General features: G+C 67.0%; 9 protein-coding genes. 6 read left to right on the top strand and 3 right to left on the bottom strand.

All coding sequences use genetic code 11. The features are described from left to right. Positions 1-75: 75 nt before the first annotated feature. Entirely contained in the window at positions 76-3,102 is a 3,027-nt protein-coding gene (locus OEB96_RS38780; RefSeq protein ID WP_266221942.1) for a hypothetical protein, read from the bottom strand. Between the two features lie 404 nt (positions 3,103-3,506). On the opposite strand from OEB96_RS38780, the gene OEB96_RS38775 reads away from it, so the two are divergent. Beyond that, positions 3,507-4,289 carry a hypothetical protein gene (locus OEB96_RS38775; RefSeq protein ID WP_266221941.1) on the top strand — a complete coding sequence of 261 codons (783 nt, stop codon included), beginning with the start codon at positions 3,507-3,509 and terminating at the stop codon, positions 4,287-4,289. A gap of 686 nt (positions 4,290-4,975) precedes the next feature. On the opposite strand, the gene OEB96_RS38770 is transcribed toward OEB96_RS38775, so the two are convergent. Both OEB96_RS38770 and OEB96_RS38765 read right to left on the bottom strand, forming a co-directional pair. Next, positions 4,976-5,365: a hypothetical protein gene (locus OEB96_RS38770; protein ID WP_266221940.1), complete on the bottom strand. Its 390-nt coding sequence runs from the start codon at positions 5,363-5,365 to the stop codon at positions 4,976-4,978. 19 nt (positions 5,366-5,384) lie between these two features. Further along, positions 5,385-6,092, bottom strand: a complete 708-nt coding sequence (locus OEB96_RS38765; RefSeq protein ID WP_266221939.1) for a hypothetical protein — start codon at positions 6,090-6,092, stop codon at positions 5,385-5,387. A 480-nt stretch (positions 6,093-6,572) separates the two neighbouring features. Here OEB96_RS38765 and OEB96_RS38760 point away from each other — a divergent pair, with 480 nt between their 5' ends. The 5 genes from OEB96_RS38760 to OEB96_RS38740 all read left to right on the top strand — a co-directional run bounded on the left by OEB96_RS38760 (position 6,573) and on the right by OEB96_RS38740 (position 19,252). Next, positions 6,573-9,641 carry a hypothetical protein gene (locus OEB96_RS38760; RefSeq protein WP_266221938.1) on the top strand — a complete coding sequence of 1,023 codons (3,069 nt, stop codon included), beginning with the start codon at positions 6,573-6,575 and terminating at the stop codon, positions 9,639-9,641. 52 nt (positions 9,642-9,693) lie between these two features. Beyond that, a complete protein-coding gene (locus tag OEB96_RS38755; RefSeq protein WP_266221937.1) occupies positions 9,694-12,717 on the top strand; it encodes a hypothetical protein in 3,024 nt (1,007 codons plus the stop codon). 399 nt (positions 12,718-13,116) lie between these two features. Next, positions 13,117-16,572, top strand: a complete 3,456-nt coding sequence (locus tag OEB96_RS38750; RefSeq protein ID WP_266221936.1) for a DEAD/DEAH box helicase family protein — start codon at positions 13,117-13,119, stop codon at positions 16,570-16,572. Continuing rightward, positions 16,569-18,080, top strand: coding sequence for a type I restriction-modification system subunit M (locus OEB96_RS38745; protein ID WP_266221935.1), 1,512 nt, complete (start codon positions 16,569-16,571; stop codon positions 18,078-18,080). Before OEB96_RS38750 ends, OEB96_RS38745 begins: the two co-directional genes overlap by 4 nt. Then, entirely contained in the window at positions 18,077-19,252 is a 1,176-nt protein-coding gene (locus OEB96_RS38740) for a restriction endonuclease subunit S (protein WP_266221934.1), read from the top strand. Before OEB96_RS38745 ends, OEB96_RS38740 begins: the two co-directional genes overlap by 4 nt. Positions 19,253-19,550: the final 298 nt, after the last annotated feature.

The following is a 19,550-nucleotide window of genomic DNA, read 5'->3' as shown; positions in this document are numbered from 1 at the left end:
CGCGTGGGCGAGCACGACGACGCCGTGATCGTGCGAATGTTTGTCGTGGTCTCACCATCGCACGCTCGACTCCTCTCACTCGCATGGCGGTGGCGGCGTGCCGTCGCACCATTCGAACGTGAACGTGCAGCCGTCGGGGCCGGTGACCTTCGTGCACACATCGCCGCGGTGGAACTCGTTGGGGACCCAAGTCATCGTTTCGATGTGGAAGGAGCGGACGACAAGCGCATCGCATGTGTCGCCCGGCTCGACGATGACTTCCGACACCTGATTGCCGTTTCCGAACGTGAACACTTCGACAGGGGGCTGCGTTTGGACGTTCAAGCTCCGTCCATCGTCGGCCAGTGTCCAACGGAACTCCTGACGTTCTTGTCGCTCCGAGCAGACGTACCAGTCGAGAAGGAACGACCCCGACGCCATGATCTCGATCTTGCCCCACCAGTAGGGGTTGTCCGAGAACGACATTCCGACATCGTCGGCCTCGCTACTGAAGACACCGAACGCCCACTGTGGAAGTGGCTCTGCCATCGTCTCCGTGGCGCCGTTCTCCGAGCCGCTTTCCCCCGTCGTCGAGGAATCTCCGTTCGATGCCTCCGCCTCCGTGCGAACCGTAGGGTCGCTGCATGCTTGTGCGACCAGGCCCGTGAGTGTCACGGCCAGCGCGTTCGCGCGAGCGCGACGACGACGCCGTCGTGCTCCAACGAGCGCGAGCAACCCGAGGCCCGTCGGGACGAGGTCCGCTCCGCGATTGGATGCCGCGCTGCATTCACAGCCGCCACCGCTGCCAGCGTTCACGCCACCTCCACCCGTTGCACCGTCGTCGGTCGCTCCAGCCCCGGTGACGTCGATGCCGACGTCCGTCGCGCCCGTCACGTCGGCCCCTTCCGCAGCATCACACATCGACGTGTCGAGCATGCACGAGGCGTCGCAGGCGAGCAAGCCGCCGCTGAACTCGAGGCCGGCGCAGCTCGCTCCGCCGAGGTCGTTGCCGTCGCAGAGCTCCGAGCCCTCGCGTACCCCGTTGCCGCAGGTCTCGCAGATCGCTGGAGGCGGAGCACCACACGCTCGAAGGTCGTGATGGCACAGCACCTCGTTGACCTCCTGGTAGACCGCCGCGCCGAGGTTGCACGACACGTGCGTCGCGAATGCGTCGATGAATTGGCGGAAGGAGTTCGCATCGACGCGCAAGACATAGAGAAACGCCGGCATGAAGGCGTCGCTCGCCGACAGCCCCGGCGGAAGATTCATCGGCGTGCACACATAGGGTGGCGTCGCAGCGCAGCGCTCGCCGTGGAAGATCTCCCAGAACGCCTGGTGAAGGCTGTCGACCCGGTAGCCTCTCGACTGAGCGCACAGCCCCGTTGGCGGATCCACTTGGGCGGCGAAGTCGTGGTCGCAATGCGCTCCCACGGCGCAGGAAGCCGGGTCGAGGAAGTGCGAGTAGGGCTCACCACCCGGCCGACACGCATCGTTGTGCGGGGCACCATCGGCGCCGAGGCTGATCGCGGGTAAGGGGTCGCAATCGTCGAAGGTCGCCATGGGGAAGAGCTCGCTCGTGGCCGCGATGGTGAACACCTGGGCGACGGCCTCCCGTAGCGCTGGTGCTTCCTCCGAGGTGTCGGGCTGGCAGCTCGGCATGCACCCAGGAGCGCCCGTGCAGCCCAAGCCGGCGCCGACGAAGTACGGCGCCGCGAACAGATCGACGATGTGGCCGAATTCGTGGGCGAGCACGTGCGCCGACGCGCCGGGGAATTCGATGGCGATCCTCGAGCCGTGCTCCAAGACCGAGCCATCGAGCGGCTGCTCATACTCATCCGCGACGAAGTCTGGGGGTATTCCTTCGAGCGAAACGTAGTTGGCGCAATAGCTCTGCATCGGACACAGGTCGAAGCCAGGCTGCACCCACAACATCACCCGCGGCGCGAACAGATCGGGCGGGACGCTCGGTACGACGTTCAAGGACTCCCACACGCCGGCCATGTATTGATCGACGAACGCGTAGTAGCTCTGCACGCGAACGTAGTCGTTCTGAACGTCGTACGCGATCGTCCCCGGCAGCGCATCGAAGTCCGCCGTCATGCTCGCCAGCGGCGGTACGGTGTTGATGTCCATGAAGCTCATCGCCGAGCTGAGATCGTATCCAACCACGCGCTCCGTCCCGACGATCACCTCGCCCCCGCGTATCGAGCCTCGCAGTGGGCTCGCATCGAAGAGCTGCGCCAGGCTCGCCGTGTCGTTCGGCGGGCCGAATACATCCGACGCGGGATCCTCGGCCATCACACTGATATCCACTTCGTCGACCAGCCCCGCGGCCTCGATGTGCTCGGCATGAAGGATCGGCAGAGGAACGCTCGCCTCTGGATCCGCATCGACCACGATCGTCGCCACGGGCGAGAGCCCGGAGCGCACCGTCCCCATCCACCCGATCCGCTGCACCCTCGGTACCGCGACCAGGCGCAGGCTCGCGAGCTCCAACTCTCCGACGGACAGCTCCGAGCGCTCCACCGCGTGCGCGAGGATCGACCGTCGAGCCAAGTCCTCGCTCGCGTGCTCCTCGACGTTCGCCCAGTCCTGCCGCCCGTCCACGATCGCGCCATCGAACGCGATCGCCCCCCTCGGCCCCAGCGTCACGCGCACCGTGCCGTCCGGCCCGTACACGGGAATCCCACGGTACCGCTGCTGCAACCGCAGCAGCTCGAGCCCACCCGCGGGCGCCCGAAACGCCGGAGCCGGCACCAGATCGAGATCCTCCGGCGACACGCCCTCCGCGAGCCCCACGTCCTCGGGATGCTCGACCACGAACTGTTCGAAGAGCGCATGCAGTACCTCGTCCTCGAGCTTCGGACTGGCCTCGAACAGCCGCGCCCCAAAGGCCGCGAGCCCCCAGGTACGCCCGTCCCCGTGGCAGTACGACGCAAAGCTGCACTCCGCACCATCACACGGCCAGTCACACCCGGGCCCCGTCCATCCGGGCGAGCACGTCGGAAGCACCTCACCACTGCAGGCCGTCGCGTTCGCTCCTGCCGCCGTCGCAGTCCGCTCGGACCGCTCGGCCCCTTCGATGCAAGCCTGCGCCACCGCCCGCCCGCTACCCTCACGCACGGTCGCCAGGTCCCCCGGTCCGCAGGCGGTGGCCGCTCCCATCGCCGCGAGCATGCATGCCCGATGAATCGGTGATCCCCCCATCACCCCGACGGCCTAGGCACCGGCTCGCCGGGGGCAAATTGCTCTTTCATGCCACCGTCTGGAACGAGGCGATCCTCCTTGCCCTCGGGACGCGGGAGCCCGGATGCGGAAGGCTCCAGCTCGGCACGGACGTGCCACCCATGAGGCGTCCACATTGGGACGCTCTGCGAGCGCAGATTCAGCTTGCACTTGCCCGGTGAGGCCCTTTACTGGCCAGGCGCGAGGTCCACCGCCTCGCACCCATCCAGCCCACACCCGGTCACGAAGGTGCACACATGCGTGCATCGTCGTGCACCGCCAGCAGGACCTGCATGCCCCCGATGTTCGATCCGGATCAGTACACCACCCTCTCCACCCGCAGCGCGCGCGCCACGTTGAGCCTGTCGCGAGCGCTGCTCTCCGCCGCCCCGTCGCGCCCCACCAAGGCCGTGGCCAGGCGTCTGGCCTGGCTCCGCACGCAGGCCGAGCGACTGCAGGCGGCGTGGATCGACCTCCAGCGAGCGGCACCCGCCCAGCGCCTGCGTCCGATCGACCTGGTGCTCGATCGCCGCTGGGGCTCGGTCCGCTCGCGGCTCGACAGCAGCGTGCAGTTCGGCGACGACGATTCCCCGCGAGCCCAGCGGTTCCTGGAGCTGCTGTTCCCCACCGGGCTCGACTTCCTCACGCTGCCGTTCCACGAGCAGTGGGCCGAGAGTGAGCGTCGGCTGGTGCGGCTGCGAGCCGATGACCTCGAGGACGAGCTCGCCGAATTGGTGGGCGGCAAGTACCTCGAGGGCCTACAGCAGGCCCATGCCGACTACGGCCGGGCGCTGGGCATCACCAAGGCCAAGGAGGATGCACCCGAGCCCACACGCGTGGCCGAGCCGCTGCGGGAGCTGCAGGCCGCCATCGTCAGCTACGCCCGCGGAGTGATCGGCACCATGGACGAGCGCGACGAGGCCTCGGTCGAGGCGGCCAAGAAGCAGCTCGAGCCGATCCTCCGCATGCGGCGGGCGCCGGCCTCCGGTGAGGCCAGCCGCGCCGACGACGAGAACGACGAGCCCGTCGAGCAACCGCTGCCCGAGCTGCCCGTGGCCGACGTGCCCGAAGCGGCGGTGGCGTAGCCGCAGCGCTATCCTAGGTTGGTGAGATGATTGAGGGGCCGAGGGGCCCAGCCGGAATGGTCCGGCTGGGCCCCTCACTTTCTTGGTTGGAGCGGGCGCGATGGGCTCGAGGGCGCGGGCAGCCTGGAGGTTGCCCGCTGCGCTCGGGGGCATCGGTGCGGGCAACCTCTGGGCTGCCCAGATCGCTGGGGTATATCGGTCGAGGCAGCCTGGAGGTTGCTCGGTGTGATGGGTCCCATCGGTTCGAGCAACCTCCAGGCTGCCCGCTGCGCTGGGGTGCATCGGTTCGCGCAACCTCGAGGGTGCCCGCACCGATGCGCCTCAGCGGTTCCACCACCCTCGAGGCTGCCCGCACCGATGCGCCTCAGCGGTTCCACCACCCTCGAGGCTGCGCGTTGCCCTCGGTCTCGGTTCGTGCGGTAGCTGCGCATGCATCGAGCGCTGCACCACGGTCGCCGCGCTTTGCGATCCCAAAACCCGAGTCGGCAGCGATGAGCCATGCAGGTCCGGGCTTCCCTTCCGTGCGAGCATCGCGGTCCCTCCGATGACGAGCCAGAGCTTCGAGTTCCTGCGCACCAAGCGGGCCGCACTCGCCGACCTCGCCGGGTTGGCGGAGTGCTACGCCCATCCCGATCCCGGCGGCTCGCTGACCAAGCAGCGGCCTCACCACGCGCGCTCGACTCCTCTCATTCGCACGGAGGTGGCGATGTGCCATCGCACCATTCGAAGGTGAACGTGCAGCCGTCGGGGGCGGTGGCTCGGGCGCACACGTTGCCGCGGTGGTACTCGCCTTCGATCCACGTCATCGCTTCGACGTGAAAGGAGCGGATGGCGAGAGCATCACAGGAGTCGCCAGGCTCGACGATGACCTCGGAGACTCGATTGCCGTTGGCGTACACGAACACCTCGGCAGGAGGAACCGGTTGAATGCTCAAGCTCCGTCCGTCCTCGGCCAATGTCCAGCGGAACTCCTGGCGCTCTTGGTGCTCCGAGCAGACGTAGAGGTCGTAGAAGAAGCTCCCCGTCGGTGAGATCTCGACACTGCTCCACCAGTAGGGGTTGTCCGAGAACGACATTCCGACCTCCTCGACCGAGCTACTGAAGACGCCGAGTGCCCACTGTGGTAGCGGCCCTCCCATCGTCTCCGTGGCGCCATTCTCCGAGCCGCTTTCCTCCGTCGTGGAGGTCCCAGCATCCGATGAGCGCGAGCAATCCGAGGCATGCCGGGGCGAGGTCGGCTCCGCGATTCGATGCCGCGCTGCATTCACAGCCGCCGCCGTCATCGATCACACCACCGCCACCCGTGGCGTCGCCTTCGGTGACTCCAGCCCCGGTGACGTCGTTGCCGACGTCCGTCGCGCCCGTCACGTCGGCACCCTCCGCAGCATCACACACCGCAGCGCCGAGGTTGCACGACACTTGCGTCGCGAATGCGTCGATGAATTGGCGGAAGGAGTTCGCATCGACGCGCAAGGCATAGAGAAACGCCGGCATGAAGGCATCGCTCGCCGACAGCCCCGGCGGAAGGTTCATCGGCGTGCACACATAGGGCGGCGTCGCAGCGCAGATCTCGCCCGCCGCGAGCCCTACGTCCTCGGGATGCTCGACCACGAACTGTTCGAAGAGCGCATGCAGTACCTCGTCCTCGAGCTTCGGGCTGGCCTCGAACAGCCGCGCCCCGAAGGCCGCGAGCCCCCACGTACGCCCGTCCCCGTGGCAGTACGACGCAAAGCCGCACTCCGCACCATCACACGGCCAGTCACACCCGGGCCCCGTCCATCCGGGCGAGCACGTCGGAAGCACCTCACCACTGCAAGCCCTCGCGTTCGCTCCTGCCGCCGTCGCAGTCCGCTCGGACCGCTCGGCCCCTTCGATGCAAGCCTGCGCCACCGCCCGCCCGCTGCCCTCACGCACGGTCGCCAGCTCCCCCGGTCCGCAGGCGGTGGCCGCTCCCACCGCCGCGAGCGTGCATGCCCGATGAATCGGTGATCCCCCCATCCACCGGACGGCCCAACCATCCGCTCGCCGGGGGCAAATTGCTCTTTCATGCCACCGTCTTGGAACGACGCGATGCTCGTGCGAGGACCTTCATCAGCTCCACCGTCGCCTTTCGTTCCAGCGCGTCACCAAACGCCGTTCGTCTACCGATTCGCCAGAGTGTCCGAGCCTCTGTGACCGCGAATGAACCCTCATGAAATCCACTGAAATCGCCGAGGCGCCGATTCGAGTTGATCCGCCTCGGGCTCGCTGCCACTCTCGCCGCGGCGAGGAACCCTCATGACCGTGACCAGCTCATCGTATTCGTATGCCAACCTCGTCACGAGCAGCGCGGCGTCCTTGCAAGGAAGCGCCCTGCTCGAGGCCAGTGTCGATCAGATCCTGGGGGTTACCGCAGAGGCCGCAGCCTTGCTGCGCGACGAGATGCACATCCAGAGCATCTACGACCTCGCAACCTCCCCGGAATTCGGCCGGGCCCTGCACCTCATCGATCCCCACGGGACGCTCGAGGCCGAGTACACCCAGCGCGGATTCGTGCCCTCCGACCTCCTGTCGTCGGTAGACCCGCGGGACCGGGACCACGCGATCGATGCGGGAGAGCAGCCGCTGTCGCGGCTCAGATTCCGCAGCAAGGACACCGCCGCCAAGCTCGGCCAGACGCTCCACGCCGAGTCGATCCGCGACGTCGCGCTGTGGTCGCCGTTCCACACCGCGCGGGCCATCCTCAAGAAGACCTACGGCGGTGGCGACGGCGATCTACCGCAGATCGCCCGGCCCGACCCACAGATGCCGGCTGAGCTGGTCCCGGTCACCGGCACGTACCCGACGCAGCGGGCCTACTTCACCTCGCTGCACATGATCGATAGCGATCTGACCGACGACGAGATCCTGGCCGCCGCCACGCCCGCGGCTCCGGCCCCGGCAGCGGCCCCGGCCCCGGCCCCGGCGGGAGCCACCCCCGCCCCGGCGGCCGCCGAGGAACCCGGCAATGGGATCCCCACGGTCGTCATGACGTCACTGTCCGATGAGGGGCAGTTGGATGTGATGCAGACCGCGCTGCAGATCGGCGGGTTCACCAAGCCCGCGGTAGGGGTGCTCGTGACCAGCGAGCAGTCCTGGTACAGCCAGGGCGTCACGCTGGGGCAGCTACTGCACAGCCTGCCGCTGGCCCCCGGCGAGAGCACGCGGGTGGCGGTCTCGAGCTTTCGCAAGCTCGACGCGGGGCGGCGCGACGAGGCCGTCGACCAAGAAGAGGACTCCACCGCCGACACCTCGGCCAGCCACCTGCTCACCGAGATCACCGATGCCGTCGCCCGGGAGACGCAGCAGGGCTACTCCAAGGTGACCAGCTCGAGCGATGCGACGCAGAAGGGGGGATCGGCCGGGGGCTTCAGCATCATGCCGGCGATCGCCTTGTTCATGCCGGGCTCCTCGGGATCGAGTTCCACCAACCACAGCCTGGCGACCTCGTACAACCAAAGTAGTGGCAATCGCAATCTCTCGGGGCGGGTCAACCAGAACGTCTCCACCGCCACCCATCAGCAGTCGAGCTCGGTGCGCTCGCGCAACGCGGCCGTGGTCAAGGAGACCCTCGAGCGTGACGAGGAGAGCCTCTCCACGCGGGTCGTCACCAACTACAACCACATGCACGCGCTCTCCATCCAGTACTGGGAGGTCGTGCAGAACTACCGCGTGGTCACCCGGGCGACCAACTTCGAGCGCTGCGTGTTCGTACCCCTCAAGCCGTTCGACTTCAGGGACTACCGGGTCATCAAGAAGTACCGCAAGATCCTGGAGCGGGTCGCGCTGACCGAGGCGGTGGCCAAGAAGCTGAAGGCGGCCAAGGCGACCGAGGCAGACTGGCTGGATCACCCGCATGTCTCCACGTCGACGGTGTACGAGCAGCGGACCGGGCGCAGCCTGTTCACGCTCACACTATCGGACGCCAAGCTGACCAAGATCTCCTTCAGCGGGCATGCGATGGCCGAGATCGTCGTCCGCCAACAGGGCATCGGCGACAATTGGTGGAACTGCGGGGGCATGGGCACCGGCGAGAAGACCTACGACATCTCGGCTTCGTCCATTACCGACGTCAAGGTGCGGGCTTGCAGCTATAACACTTATACTACCATCACTCTCGAGTTCAGGAGTGGTGAGCAGGTCGTTCGATTCACGTATGGGCTCACCCCGGGTCAGTGGACCAGTGTCGGTCAGTACAACGACTGGTGGGTCTTCTACGTCCGGCACGGGATGGTGGGCGGAGAGGGCGAGACGATCCGCCACCTCAACGAGAATTCCCTCTACTACAGCCGAGCCATCTGGAACAGCCTCGACGAGACCGACTGGATGAGGGCGCTACGCAGCATCCAGTTCCGGGGCGAGCCCGTCGGCGCCACGCTGATCCCGACCCCGATCATGATGGTGGCCAACTACGTCGCGTTTCGCTGGAGCTTCAACGACAACGCCAAGCGGCTCGACTTCTTGCTGGAGTCCAAGCTCCTGCGCCGGGACTTCCGGCGCTGGATGGCGCGCAAGGGGCATGCCCAGATCACCGACGCCGTCAAGCAGGCCTACCTGCAAGAGCACGTCGACATCCAGGGTGACGAAGGACGCAAGGAGATGACGCTGCCGATCCCCACCGGGGGCGTGTTCACCGAGGCGGTGCTCGGGCGCTCCAACTGCGCCGAGAAGCTGGATCTGACCCGGTTCTGGAACTGGAAGGACTCGCCGATCCCGCTGGTCCCACCGGAGATCAATCCGGTGAAGGCCGGGCAGCGCGGCTCGAAGGAGCTGTTCGCAGACCTCAAGGCCAGCGGGCTCGCACCCCAGGCGATCCACCTGCACACCCAGGCGCCCACCGCCGGCAAGGCCGCGGCCCAGGGCGGGGGCACCGAGGCCATGCTCGCTGCCCTGGCCGCATCCACCATGTTCCGCGACATGAGCAACGGCGCTGGCACGGCGGCACTGGCCGGGCAGGCGCTGCAATCGGCCCAGGAGGGAGCCACCGAGTCCGGCAAGCAGCTCGGCCAGCGCATGGCCATGTTCGCGAACATGGTCAAGTCCGTCGTGGGCTCGGTGGCCGGGAGCGTTGGGACCCAGAACCTCACCAATGCGGGCGCGGCGATGAACGTGGCTGCGGAGGCCGACCAAGCACCGGCCGCAGCGGCCGCGACCCCCGGCACGGACGCCGGCACCGGCACCGACGTGGGCACTGGCACCGACACCACGGACGACGCCAAGCAGGAGGTGCTCCGGCGCATCCTCGGGCAGTGGAAGTCGACCGCGTCGGCCAGCGCGGCCAGCAAGGCAGCGCCCAAGACCCAGGACGCCGCAACCGGTACGGAGGAAACCTGAGGCACGACTCGGTCGCTCGAGCCCGGCTCCCAGCCCTTCAGCGAGGATCACCATGACAAGCTCCAATCTCGTTCGATTCGTCAAGAGCGCATCCGCTTCACTTCGGGGGCGCGATCTACTGCAGGCCGGCGTCGATCAGCTGCTCGGGGTCCGCCCGGAGGTCGCCGCGATCCTGCGCGACGAGCTCCACGCCCAGAGCATCTTCGACCTGGCCACGTCGCGGGTCTTCAACCAGGCGCTGGACATCTCCGATCCCGACGGCTCGATCACCGCGGAGTACCGCGAGCACGGCTTCGTGCCGGCGGATGCCTTGCGGCCCGATCCACGCGAGCCCGGCAGCACCCTCGGCCTGGCCGATCGGGGGCTCGAGCAGCTGAGCTTCTCCACCGACACGGCCGCGCCCGCGCTCAAGCAAGCCCTCGACATCGAGACGATCCGGGAGCTGGCCGTGTGGCCCCCGTTCCAGACCGCCAAGGGGCTGTTCAACGAGACCTTCGGCCTGGGCGACAGCGGCGCTGCACACCGCGAGCTCGTCGATCCCGAGCAGCCCTCCGACCTCATGGTGCGAATGGGCGACGCGCCGGACGAGAAGGCGTTCTACCACGCGACCTTCTTGCTCGACACCGACCTGAGCGACGGTGACAGCACGGGACCGACCACCGTCCCGACGGCTCCCCCGCCTGCGGCCGGAGCCACTCCCCCGCCTGCGGCCGGCGGACCTCCCGGATCGAACACGCTCGTCGATCTCGGTCAGGCGGGCCAGCTCGACCTGTTCTCCACCTCCTTGCTGGACGACGGCTTCACGTGCGCGGCCGAGGGGGTCCGCGTGACCACGGAGCAGACATGGTTCAACCAGGGCATCACCCTGGGGCTGCTGCTCCACAGCGTGGCGCTGGCCCCGGGCGAGGTGACCCGGCTGGCGTTCACCGACTGGTCGCGCCGGGGCAAGGGGACCCGGGAGGATGCCGACACCCAGACCGAAGTCCTGAGCTCCGACGACTCCTTGCAGCGCAGCGTGGCGGAGGTCACCAACGCCGTCGCCGACGAGACCCAGTACGGCTCGACTCGCACGGAGACCGAGAGCCACGCCAGCCAGTCGAGCAGCTCGGGCAGCTTCTTCGCGCGGCTGCTCGGCTTCGGCAGCTCGACCTCCCGGTCCCATCGCGACAGCGTCACCACCAACGTGTCGCGGACCGACAGCATGCGGCACCTGTCCACGAGCATGAACCGCAACATCAACACCTCCACCCACCAGCACGCCAACGCCCAGCGGCGCAGCCGAACGGCGGTGATCGAGGAGACCCACCAGCTCGAGGACGAGACGATCTCGACGCGGGTGGTGGCCAACTACAACCACATGCACGCGCTCACGGTGCAGTACTACGAGGTCGTCCAGAACTACCGGGTGGAGAGCCGGGCCCGGCAGTACACGCGCTGCATCTTCGTCCCCCTGAAGATCTTCGACTTCAGCGATCCGCACGTCATCCTCAAGTACCGGCGGGTGCTCGAGGCGGTGGCGCTCGACGAGAACATCAAGAAGGCGCTGTCGGAGGCCGACGAGTCGTCGTGGCGGGCCGGGCACACCGTCACGCTCGTCGACGCGCAGGGCAATCGGCTGCACGAGGTCGCGTTCACCGATCCGCTGCTCGCCAAGATCGACTTCGATCTGGGCGGCTCCGGCATCATCGACGGGATCCAGCTGATGCTCCGCGACGGAACCCACTGGAACAGCGGATCCTGGAGCTGGTACTGGTGGTGGTACGCCGATGAGCTGGCCGGGGACGGCCAGGGCAGCAAGACCGGCACGGTGTTCGAGAACACCAAGCTACCGCTCAGCCAGATCTCGAGGGTGCTCTACGACCCCGACTACAGCCACGTGGGTGACCAGCTCAAGCTCACCTATCACTTCGTAAAGGACACCCAAACCGACAAGTACGAGCAGACCATCGCGCTCACCGGCGACTGGTATGGCTACGAGGCACTGAGGGTCGAGGTGTCCAAGAAGGACTCCACCGAGGCCATTCAGCACATGAAGGACAATGCCCTCTACTATAGCCAGGCCATCTGGTACTGCATGGACGAGGCCGACTGGATGAAGGCGCTGCTGACTGCGACGTACAAGGGCAAGCCCGTGGCCCCCACCCTCGAGCCCAAGCCGATCGCGTTCCTCGGCAACTACGTGGCGTTCCCCTGGCACTTCGAGGACGAGCGCAAGAAGCTCGACTGGCTGCTCGCGACCAAGCTCCTCGACCGCGACTTTTGGGCCTGGATGAGCAAGCGGGGCTATCGAGACGCGACCGACGAGGTCAAGGAGGAGTATCTCGACGACCACGACGAGCCCCAGGGCGATGAGGGGCTCGGCATCACCTCGGTCCCGATGACCACGGGGGGGGTGTTCGCCGAGGCAACGCCGGGCCGCTTCAACAGCGCAGAGAAGCTCGACATCACCCGGTTCTGGAACTGGCAGGACTCGCCGATCCAGATCATGCCGCCGGAGATCGAGAAGCTCACCGCGGGCTCGCGCGGTGCGGCGGACTGGCTCACCAACATCAAGGCCTCCGGGCTCGAGCCGGACGCGATTCACATGTATCTGCCGGATCTGCAGGGCGAGATCGAGTCGGCGGCGACCTCCGCCGACAACTCGATGGGCTCGCTGATGCGCACGTTGACCATGGCCAACATGTTCCGCGACATGAGCAATGCGGCCGCCACCATGAGCCTGGCGGGACAGAGCGTGAAGACGGCGGCCCAGGGGGCCACGGATGCGGGTCGACAGGAGACCGAGAACACTCAGGTCGCCGCGGACCTCGCCACCGAGGTGGGACAGGTGGCCGCCAAGGCGGCCATGATGGTCGCTGCCCCAGAGCTGGGCGTGGGCGGGATGGCTGGTGGACTGGCCGGTGGCGGTGGGGCCAGCAGCGCGGGCGCCCTGCTCAATGCGGCGGGGAAGCTCGACGCGAGCAAGCCGACCGAGGGGGGTGCGGCCGCGGCCGCCTCCGGCGGGACGGAATCGGCCACGCCGGCCTCCTCCAACCAGCTGTCCACGCTCAAGACGCTGGTGGGCAAGTTCTTGTAGCGGATCTCCCAGCTCCATCACCCCGACGGCCTCCGGTGAGGCCAGCCGCGCCGACGACGAGCCCATCGAGCAACCGCTGCCCGAGCTGCCCGTGGCCGACGTGCCCGAGGCGGCGGTGGCGTAGTCGAAGCGCTATCCTGGGTCCAGCCGGAATGGTCCGGCTGGGCCCCTCACTTCTTTGGTTGGAGCGGGCGCGATGGGCTCGAGGGCGCGGCAGCCTGGAGGTTGCCCGCTGCGCTCGGGGGCATCGCTGCCCTCGGTCTCGGCTCGTGCGGTAGCTGCGCATGCACCGAGCGCTGCACCACGGTCGCCGCGCCTTGCGATCCCAGGACCCGAGCCGGCAGCGATCAGCCATGCAGGTCCGGGCTTCCCTTCCGTGCGAGCATCGCGGTCCCTCCGATGAAGAGCCAGAGCTTCGAGTTCCTGCGCACCAAGCGGGCCGCACTCGCCGACCTCGCCGGGTTGGCGGAGCGCTACGCCCATCCCGATCCCGGTGGCTCGCTCACCAAGCAGCGGCTCTTCGTCGAGCACGTGGTGGCGATGATCTACGACGCCTACGCGCTGCGCCCGGTGCCCAACCACCTCAATGCCCGCATGACGTCGGCACCGTTCGAGGCCTCGGTGCCGCAGGTGGTCCGCGACAAGCTCCAGCTCATCAAGCAGGCGGGCAACGATGCCGCGCACCTCGATGCCAGGCGCCCGCTTACCACCACGCGCGCGCTCGAGTGCCTGGCGGAGCTGTTCGACGTGGCCCGCTGGCTCCACCTGACGCTCGATGGCGGCGACCCGAACGACGCAGCCGCTGCGTTCGCACCACCCGCGCCCACGCCCGATGCCGGCGCCACCATGGAGGCGGTGCTCGAGCACCTGCGGCTGGCCGAGGCCAGGCAGGAGGCGAACCTGGCCGCGCTGCGCAACGAGCTGCTCGAGCGCCTGGCCACCGCGCCGGCGGGTGGCAGCGCCGCCACCAGGCAGGTGCAGCAGCAGAAGCTCGAGCTGGGCCAGCGGTCGGCCTCGATCCTCCACTTCGACGAGAAGACCACCCGCCGACGCCTGATCGATGAAGAGCTGCGCGCCGCCGGCTGGGACGTGGGTGCACACGGCAAGAGCACGCAGCAGGTCGGTCAGGAGGTGCCGGTCACCACCATGCGAACCGACAGCGGCGAGGGCTTCGTCGACTACGTGCTGTGGGGCGACGACGGCAAGCCGCTGGCGCTGGTCGAGGCCAAGCGCGTGTCCAAGGACGCCGAGGTCGCCTCCGCGCAGGCCAGGCTCTACGCGCAGTGCCTGGAGCAGGAGCACGGGCAGCGCCCGGTGATCTTCTACACCAACGGCGTGGACGTGATGCTGTGGGACGACGCCCAGGGCCAGCCCAAGCGCAAGGTCTACGGGTTCCATGCCAAGGACAGCCTCGAGTACCTCGTGCACCAGCGGACGTTCCGCAAGCCGCTGTCGCAGGTCGAGCCCAAGCTGGCGATCGCCGATCGCATGTACCAGCTCGAGGCGGTGCAGCAGGTGTGCGACCGCTTCGGCGACAACCATCGCAAGGCCTTGATCGTGCAGGCCACCGGCACCGGCAAGACCCGCGTGGCGATCTCGCTGTGCGACGTGCTGATGCGCGCCGGCTGGGTCAAGCGCATCCTGTTCCTGTGTGACCGCAGGGAGCTGCGCAAGCAGGCCGATGGCGTGTTCAAGGAGTTCATGCCCGGCGAGCCGCGGGTGGTGGTGAGCCGCGACACCGCCCACGACCGCAACAAGCGCATCTACCTGGCCACCTACCCCGCGATGATGCAGTGCTACGAGGACTTCGACGTGGGGTTCTTCGACCTCGTGATCGCCGACGAGTCGCACCGCAGCCTCTATGATCACTACCGGGTGCTGTTCCTGTACTTCGACGCGCTGCAGGTGGGGCTCACCGCCACGCCGGTGGAGCTGACCGACCACGACACGTACGAGATGTTCGGCTGCGAGCCAGGCAAGCCCACCGCCAGGTTCGACTACGACGACGCGATCGGGCGGCAGCCGCCCTACCTCGTGCACTTCCGCGTGCGCAAGTGCACGAGCCTGTTTCGCCGAGAGGGCCTGCGGTGGTCGGCGCTGAGCGAGGAGCAGCGGCAGCAGCTCGAGCGGCAGCAGGCCGACGCCGAGGACCTCGACCTCGACGCCAAGGACCTCGACGCCAGGGTGTTCAACGCCGACACCACGCGGGGCCTCTGGCGCACGCTGATGGACGAGGGGATCCGCGAGGCCACGGGCAGCCACGTGGGCAAGACGATCGTGTTCGCGCGCAGCCACGAGCACGCCGTGCACCTGGCCAAGGTGTTCGAGCAGACCTACCCGCAGTACGGCAGCGCGTTTTGCCAGGTGATCGACACCAAGGTCTCGCACGCCGAGCACCTCATCGACGACTTCAAGGACCCGACCCACGCGCTGACGATCGCGATCTCGGTGGACATGCTCGACACCGGCATCGACGTGCCGCAGGTGGTCAACCTGGTGTTCGCCAAGCCGGTGCGCTCGAAGGTGAAGTTTTGGCAGATGATCGGCCGCGGCACGCGGCTGTGCCCGGATCTCTTCGGGCCCGGGCGGGACAAGCAGGAATTCCTCATCTTCGACCACGGCGACAACTTCTTCTACTTCGACGAGAAGTACCGCGAGCCCAAGCGCGGGGCTCCGCCCAAGTCGCTGCTCCAGCGCCTGTTCGAGGCGCGCATCGAGCTGGCCGCGGTCGCCGTCGAGCGCATGGACGACCCGGCGCTCGAGCTGGCGACCGGGCTCTTGGTGGCCGACGTGCGCGCGGTGATCGACACCAAGAGCCTCGTCGTGCGAGACCGGCGGCGAGAGCTCGAAGCGCTCGCCGACCCGGAGCGGGTGGGCCGCTTCGCGGCGCCGACCCAGGCCGACCTGCGCTCGATCGCCGGGCCCTTGCAGGGCCAGCGCGACATTCGCCGGCACGAGGATGCCCATGGCTTCGACCTGCAGATGACGCGCTTGCAGGTCGAGGTGCTCCGGGGCGGTCCCGATGCTCCCAGCGTGCACGACCTGCGGGGGCGCGTGCAGGATGCGGTGGAGCGGCTGCCCAAGAACCTCGAGGAGGTGCGGGCTCGGGCCGCGGCGATCGGTCGAGTGCGCAGCAGGGACTTCTGGGCCGGGGTGGAGGTGCGCGCGCTCGAGGAGGTCCGGCTGGAGCTGCGCGGGGTCATGAGGTACCAGCAGACCGGGTCGATGGATCGGGTCGCGCCGCTCTATCTCGACGTGACCGATACCGGCTTTACCAGCGAGGCGTACGTTCCCCGACTCGACGGGCTGCACCGGGTCGAGTACAAGCGGCGCGTGCAGGAGCTGTTGCGCGAGCAGTACGCCGACGATGCGGTCGTGGTACGCCTGCGCGCGGGGCAGCGCGTGGAGGACGACGAGCTGCAGGCGCTCGCGCAGCGGCTGCGCGAGGCCGACGAGCATGCCGACGTGGAGCGGCTGCGGTCGCCCGTGGGGCACCGGCACGGGGAGGACGAGTCCCCGCGCGAGCGCTCGCGGCTGGAGGTGTTTCGGGGGCTGTGTGGCCTCGATGTCGCCGCGGTGGAGCGGGCATTCGCCGGGTTCGTGGAGCGGCATCCGCGGCTCGACGCGCGGCAGCTTCGGCTCTTGCAGCTCTTGCAGAACCACATCGCCCACAACGGGGGGATCGAGGTCGCGCGCGTGTACGAGCCGCCGTTCACCACGGTGCATCCCGAGAGCATCGAGGGGGTGTTCGCCGACCCCGACGACGTGGACGAGCTCTTCGCCATCATCGACCAGTACGAGCTGCGCGCCGACGACGACGGTGACGGCGGCGCCGACGAGGCATCCCAGACATGAGCACCCTGACCACTCAGCAAAAGAGCCAGATCGACAAGCTGTGGACCGAGTTCTGGACCGGCGGGATCACCAACCCGCTCACCGTCATCGAGCAGATCTCGTTCTTGATGTTCGCCCGCCTGCTCGACGTGATGGAGACCACCGAGGAGCGCAGGGCGGCCCGGACCCGCAAGCGGTTTCAGGGGAGGTTCACGGGCAAGGACGACCCACGGCGGTGGGGGAGCTTTCGCCAGCTCGCCGGCGAGGAGATGCTGGTGGTGGTGCGGGACCAGGTGTTTCCGCACTTTCGCAAGCTCGGTGGCAGCGGCACGACCTTCGGCGAGTCCATGAAGGACGCGCAGCTGATGATCCAGAAGCCGAGCCTGCTGGTGGAGGCGGTCAATCAGATCCAGGCGCTGCCGATCACCGAGGGGGATGCCAAGGGGGATCTCTACGAGTACCTGCTGAGCAAGCTGACCACCGCCGGGATCAATGGACAGTTTCGGACCCCGCGGCACGTGATCCGGTTCATGGTGGAGGTGCTGGACCCGCAGCCAAGCGAGGTGATCGGGGATCCAGCGTGCGGCACGGCCGGGTTCCTGGTGGGGGTGATGCAGTACCTGTTGGAGAAGCACACCTCGGACGCAGGCAAGCTCGCGGGGGAGGACGGCGGGGTGCTGTACAGCGGGGACCTGCTCGAGGAGCACCGCGAGCACATCCAGAGCCGGATGTTCCACGGGTTCGATTTCGACGCCACGATGCTGCGGATTGCGTCGATGAACCTGATGCTGCACGGCGTGGGCAACCCGGCGATCCACTATCAGGACACGCTGTCGAATTCGTTTCCCGACCGGTTCGGCCGGCAGGCGGAGGATGGGTTCGACGTGATCCTGGCCAACCCGCCGTTCAAGGGGAGCCTCGACGAGGGCGACGTGCATCCGTCGCTGACGCGGGTGGTGAAGACCAAGAAGACCGAGCTGTTGTTCGTGGCGCTGGTGCTGCGGATGTTGAAGGTGGGGGGGAGGAGCGCGACGATCGTGCCCGATGGGGTGCTGTTCGGGAGCAGCAAGGCGCACAGGACGTTGAGGCAGAAGCTGGTGGAGGAGAATCAGCTGGAGGCGGTGATCTCGCTGCCCTCGGGCGTGTTCAAGCCGTACGCGGGGGTGTCGACGGCGATCTTGGTGTTCACGAAGGGGGGGAGCACCAAGCAGGTGTTCTTCTATGACGTGCAGGCCGATGGGTTCTCGCTGGACGACAAGCGGGATCCCGTGAAGGAGGATGACCTGCCGGATGCCCTGAAGCGGTGGAGGCAGCGGGGGAAGGGGAAGAACGGGGATCGGACGAAGAAGCACTTCGTGGTGCCGGTGGGGGAGATCGAGGGGAACGGGTGGGATCTGTCGATCAATCGGTACAAGGAGGTGGTGCACGAGGAGATCACCTATGACCCGCCGAAGGTGATCATCGGGAGGTTGAAGGCGTTGGAGGAGGAGATTGCGAAGGAGCTGCGGGAACTGGAGGGGATGCTGTGAGCAAGAACGCTTGGTCTTCGCGGCCATTGCGAGAGTGCGGTGAGATCTGCTCGGGCGGGACACCAAACAAGTCAAGACCAGATTTCTGGAGTGGCAATCTCCCTTGGTTCAGCTCGAAGGAAATCCGGTCATTCACGCTCAGTGATACTGAGCTACACGTACACCCCACCGCTACCAAGGGCGGGACCACCCTCGTACCAGAGGGAACAATCCTGTTCGTCGTACGAGGGATGAGCCTCGCGCGGGAGTTCCGCGTTGGCGTTACCACGAGACCGTCCACATTCAACCAGGACGTCAAGGCATTGATCCCTGCGCCAAACGTCGACGGGCGCTATCTTGCCCGCTACCTACGGTGGATGGAGCCGAAGATACTCGCAAGCACCGAGTCATCGACCCATGGAACGAAACGACTCCCATCGGGTGTTTTCGAGTCCTTGTCCATTCCCCTCCCCCCTCTCCCCGAGCAGCGCCGCATCGCCGACATCCTCGACAAGGCCGACGCCATCCGGCGCAAGCGCAAGGAGGCCATCGCCCTCACCGAGGAGCTCCTGCGCTCGACCTTCCTGGAGATGTTCGGCGACCCGGTGACGAACCCGAAGGGGTGGCCGGTCAAGCCGCTTGGGGAACTCGTGGACATCATTGGAGGTGGCACCCCGAGCAGAAGTCGCCCCGACTACTTCCAAGGCGAGATCCCCTGGGCCACTGCCAAAGACTTCAAGGGCGACATGATGGCAGACACCGAGGAACACGTGTCGAAGCAAGCCATCAACGATTCCACCACCCAACTAGTGACGATCGGCACGATCCTCGTGGTCGTGAAGAGCAAGATCCTGATGAGGCGTCTCCCTGTGTCCATCGCACAGATCCCTCTGTGCTTCAACCAAGACGTAAAAGGACTGATTCCTCGCAACCCAGGCGAGAGCGCATTCATCGCAGCACACATGCGCATCGCACAGCATAAGTTGCTTGGTCTAGCCAGAGGAGCGAACACAGAGGGTCTCACCGTCAACCATCTAAAGTCTCATACTGTGATGCGGCCACCAGCAGCTCTAATCGAAGCGTTTGCCAAACTTGATTCTCAGATCCGCAAGACCCTTCTGACAATGATCTCCACGGTCACATACTCCAAGCAACTCTTCGCCTCGCTCACGCAGCGCACCCTGGTGGGCTGACGCCAGACCTTTCGCAGCCTCACCGGGCCATCAAGGAAATCTAATACGACTTGGTCACTCATGAGCGACAGCCGGACGATCTTGTGATCCAAGATCCATGTGGCAGCCAAGATCTACACCGGCAAGAGTGCATCGTGGAATCATCGAGAGCGTGACGACGGGCATGGGCCGTCAGCAGCGCCGCGAGGCACTGAGCATCTACCTGCGGCCCTTGCTGACTCGGCCCACGCTTCTCTTTCAATTCCGTCCGTCTCCCTTTTCCCGGCCCCACCTCCCCCCCCGGCTGGACCCTCCCGAC

The organism is Paraliomyxa miuraensis (assembly GCF_026337845.1).
In the GTDB taxonomy this organism is placed as follows: Bacteria; Myxococcota_A; Polyangia; order Nannocystales; family Nannocystaceae; genus Paraliomyxa; species Paraliomyxa miuraensis.
Note: the sequence above shows the minus strand (reverse complement) of the source record. Positions and strands in the feature narration are given on the sequence as shown.

Bases quoted from the DNA above. Each gene is read 5' to 3' on its own strand.
- OEB96_RS38775 (WP_266221941.1), top strand. From the start codon at position 3,507: ATGTTCGATCCGGATCAGTACACCACCCTCTCCACCCGCAGCGCGCGC.
- OEB96_RS38770 (WP_266221940.1), bottom strand. From the start codon at position 5,365: ATGTCGTTCTCGGACAACCCCTACTGGTGGAGCAGTGTCGAGATCTCA.
- OEB96_RS38755 (WP_266221937.1), top strand. From the start codon at position 9,694: ATGACAAGCTCCAATCTCGTTCGATTCGTCAAGAGCGCATCCGCTTCA.
- OEB96_RS38750 (WP_266221936.1), top strand. From the start codon at position 13,117: ATGAAGAGCCAGAGCTTCGAGTTCCTGCGCACCAAGCGGGCCGCACTC.
- OEB96_RS38745 (WP_266221935.1), top strand. From the start codon at position 16,569: ATGAGCACCCTGACCACTCAGCAAAAGAGCCAGATCGACAAGCTGTGG.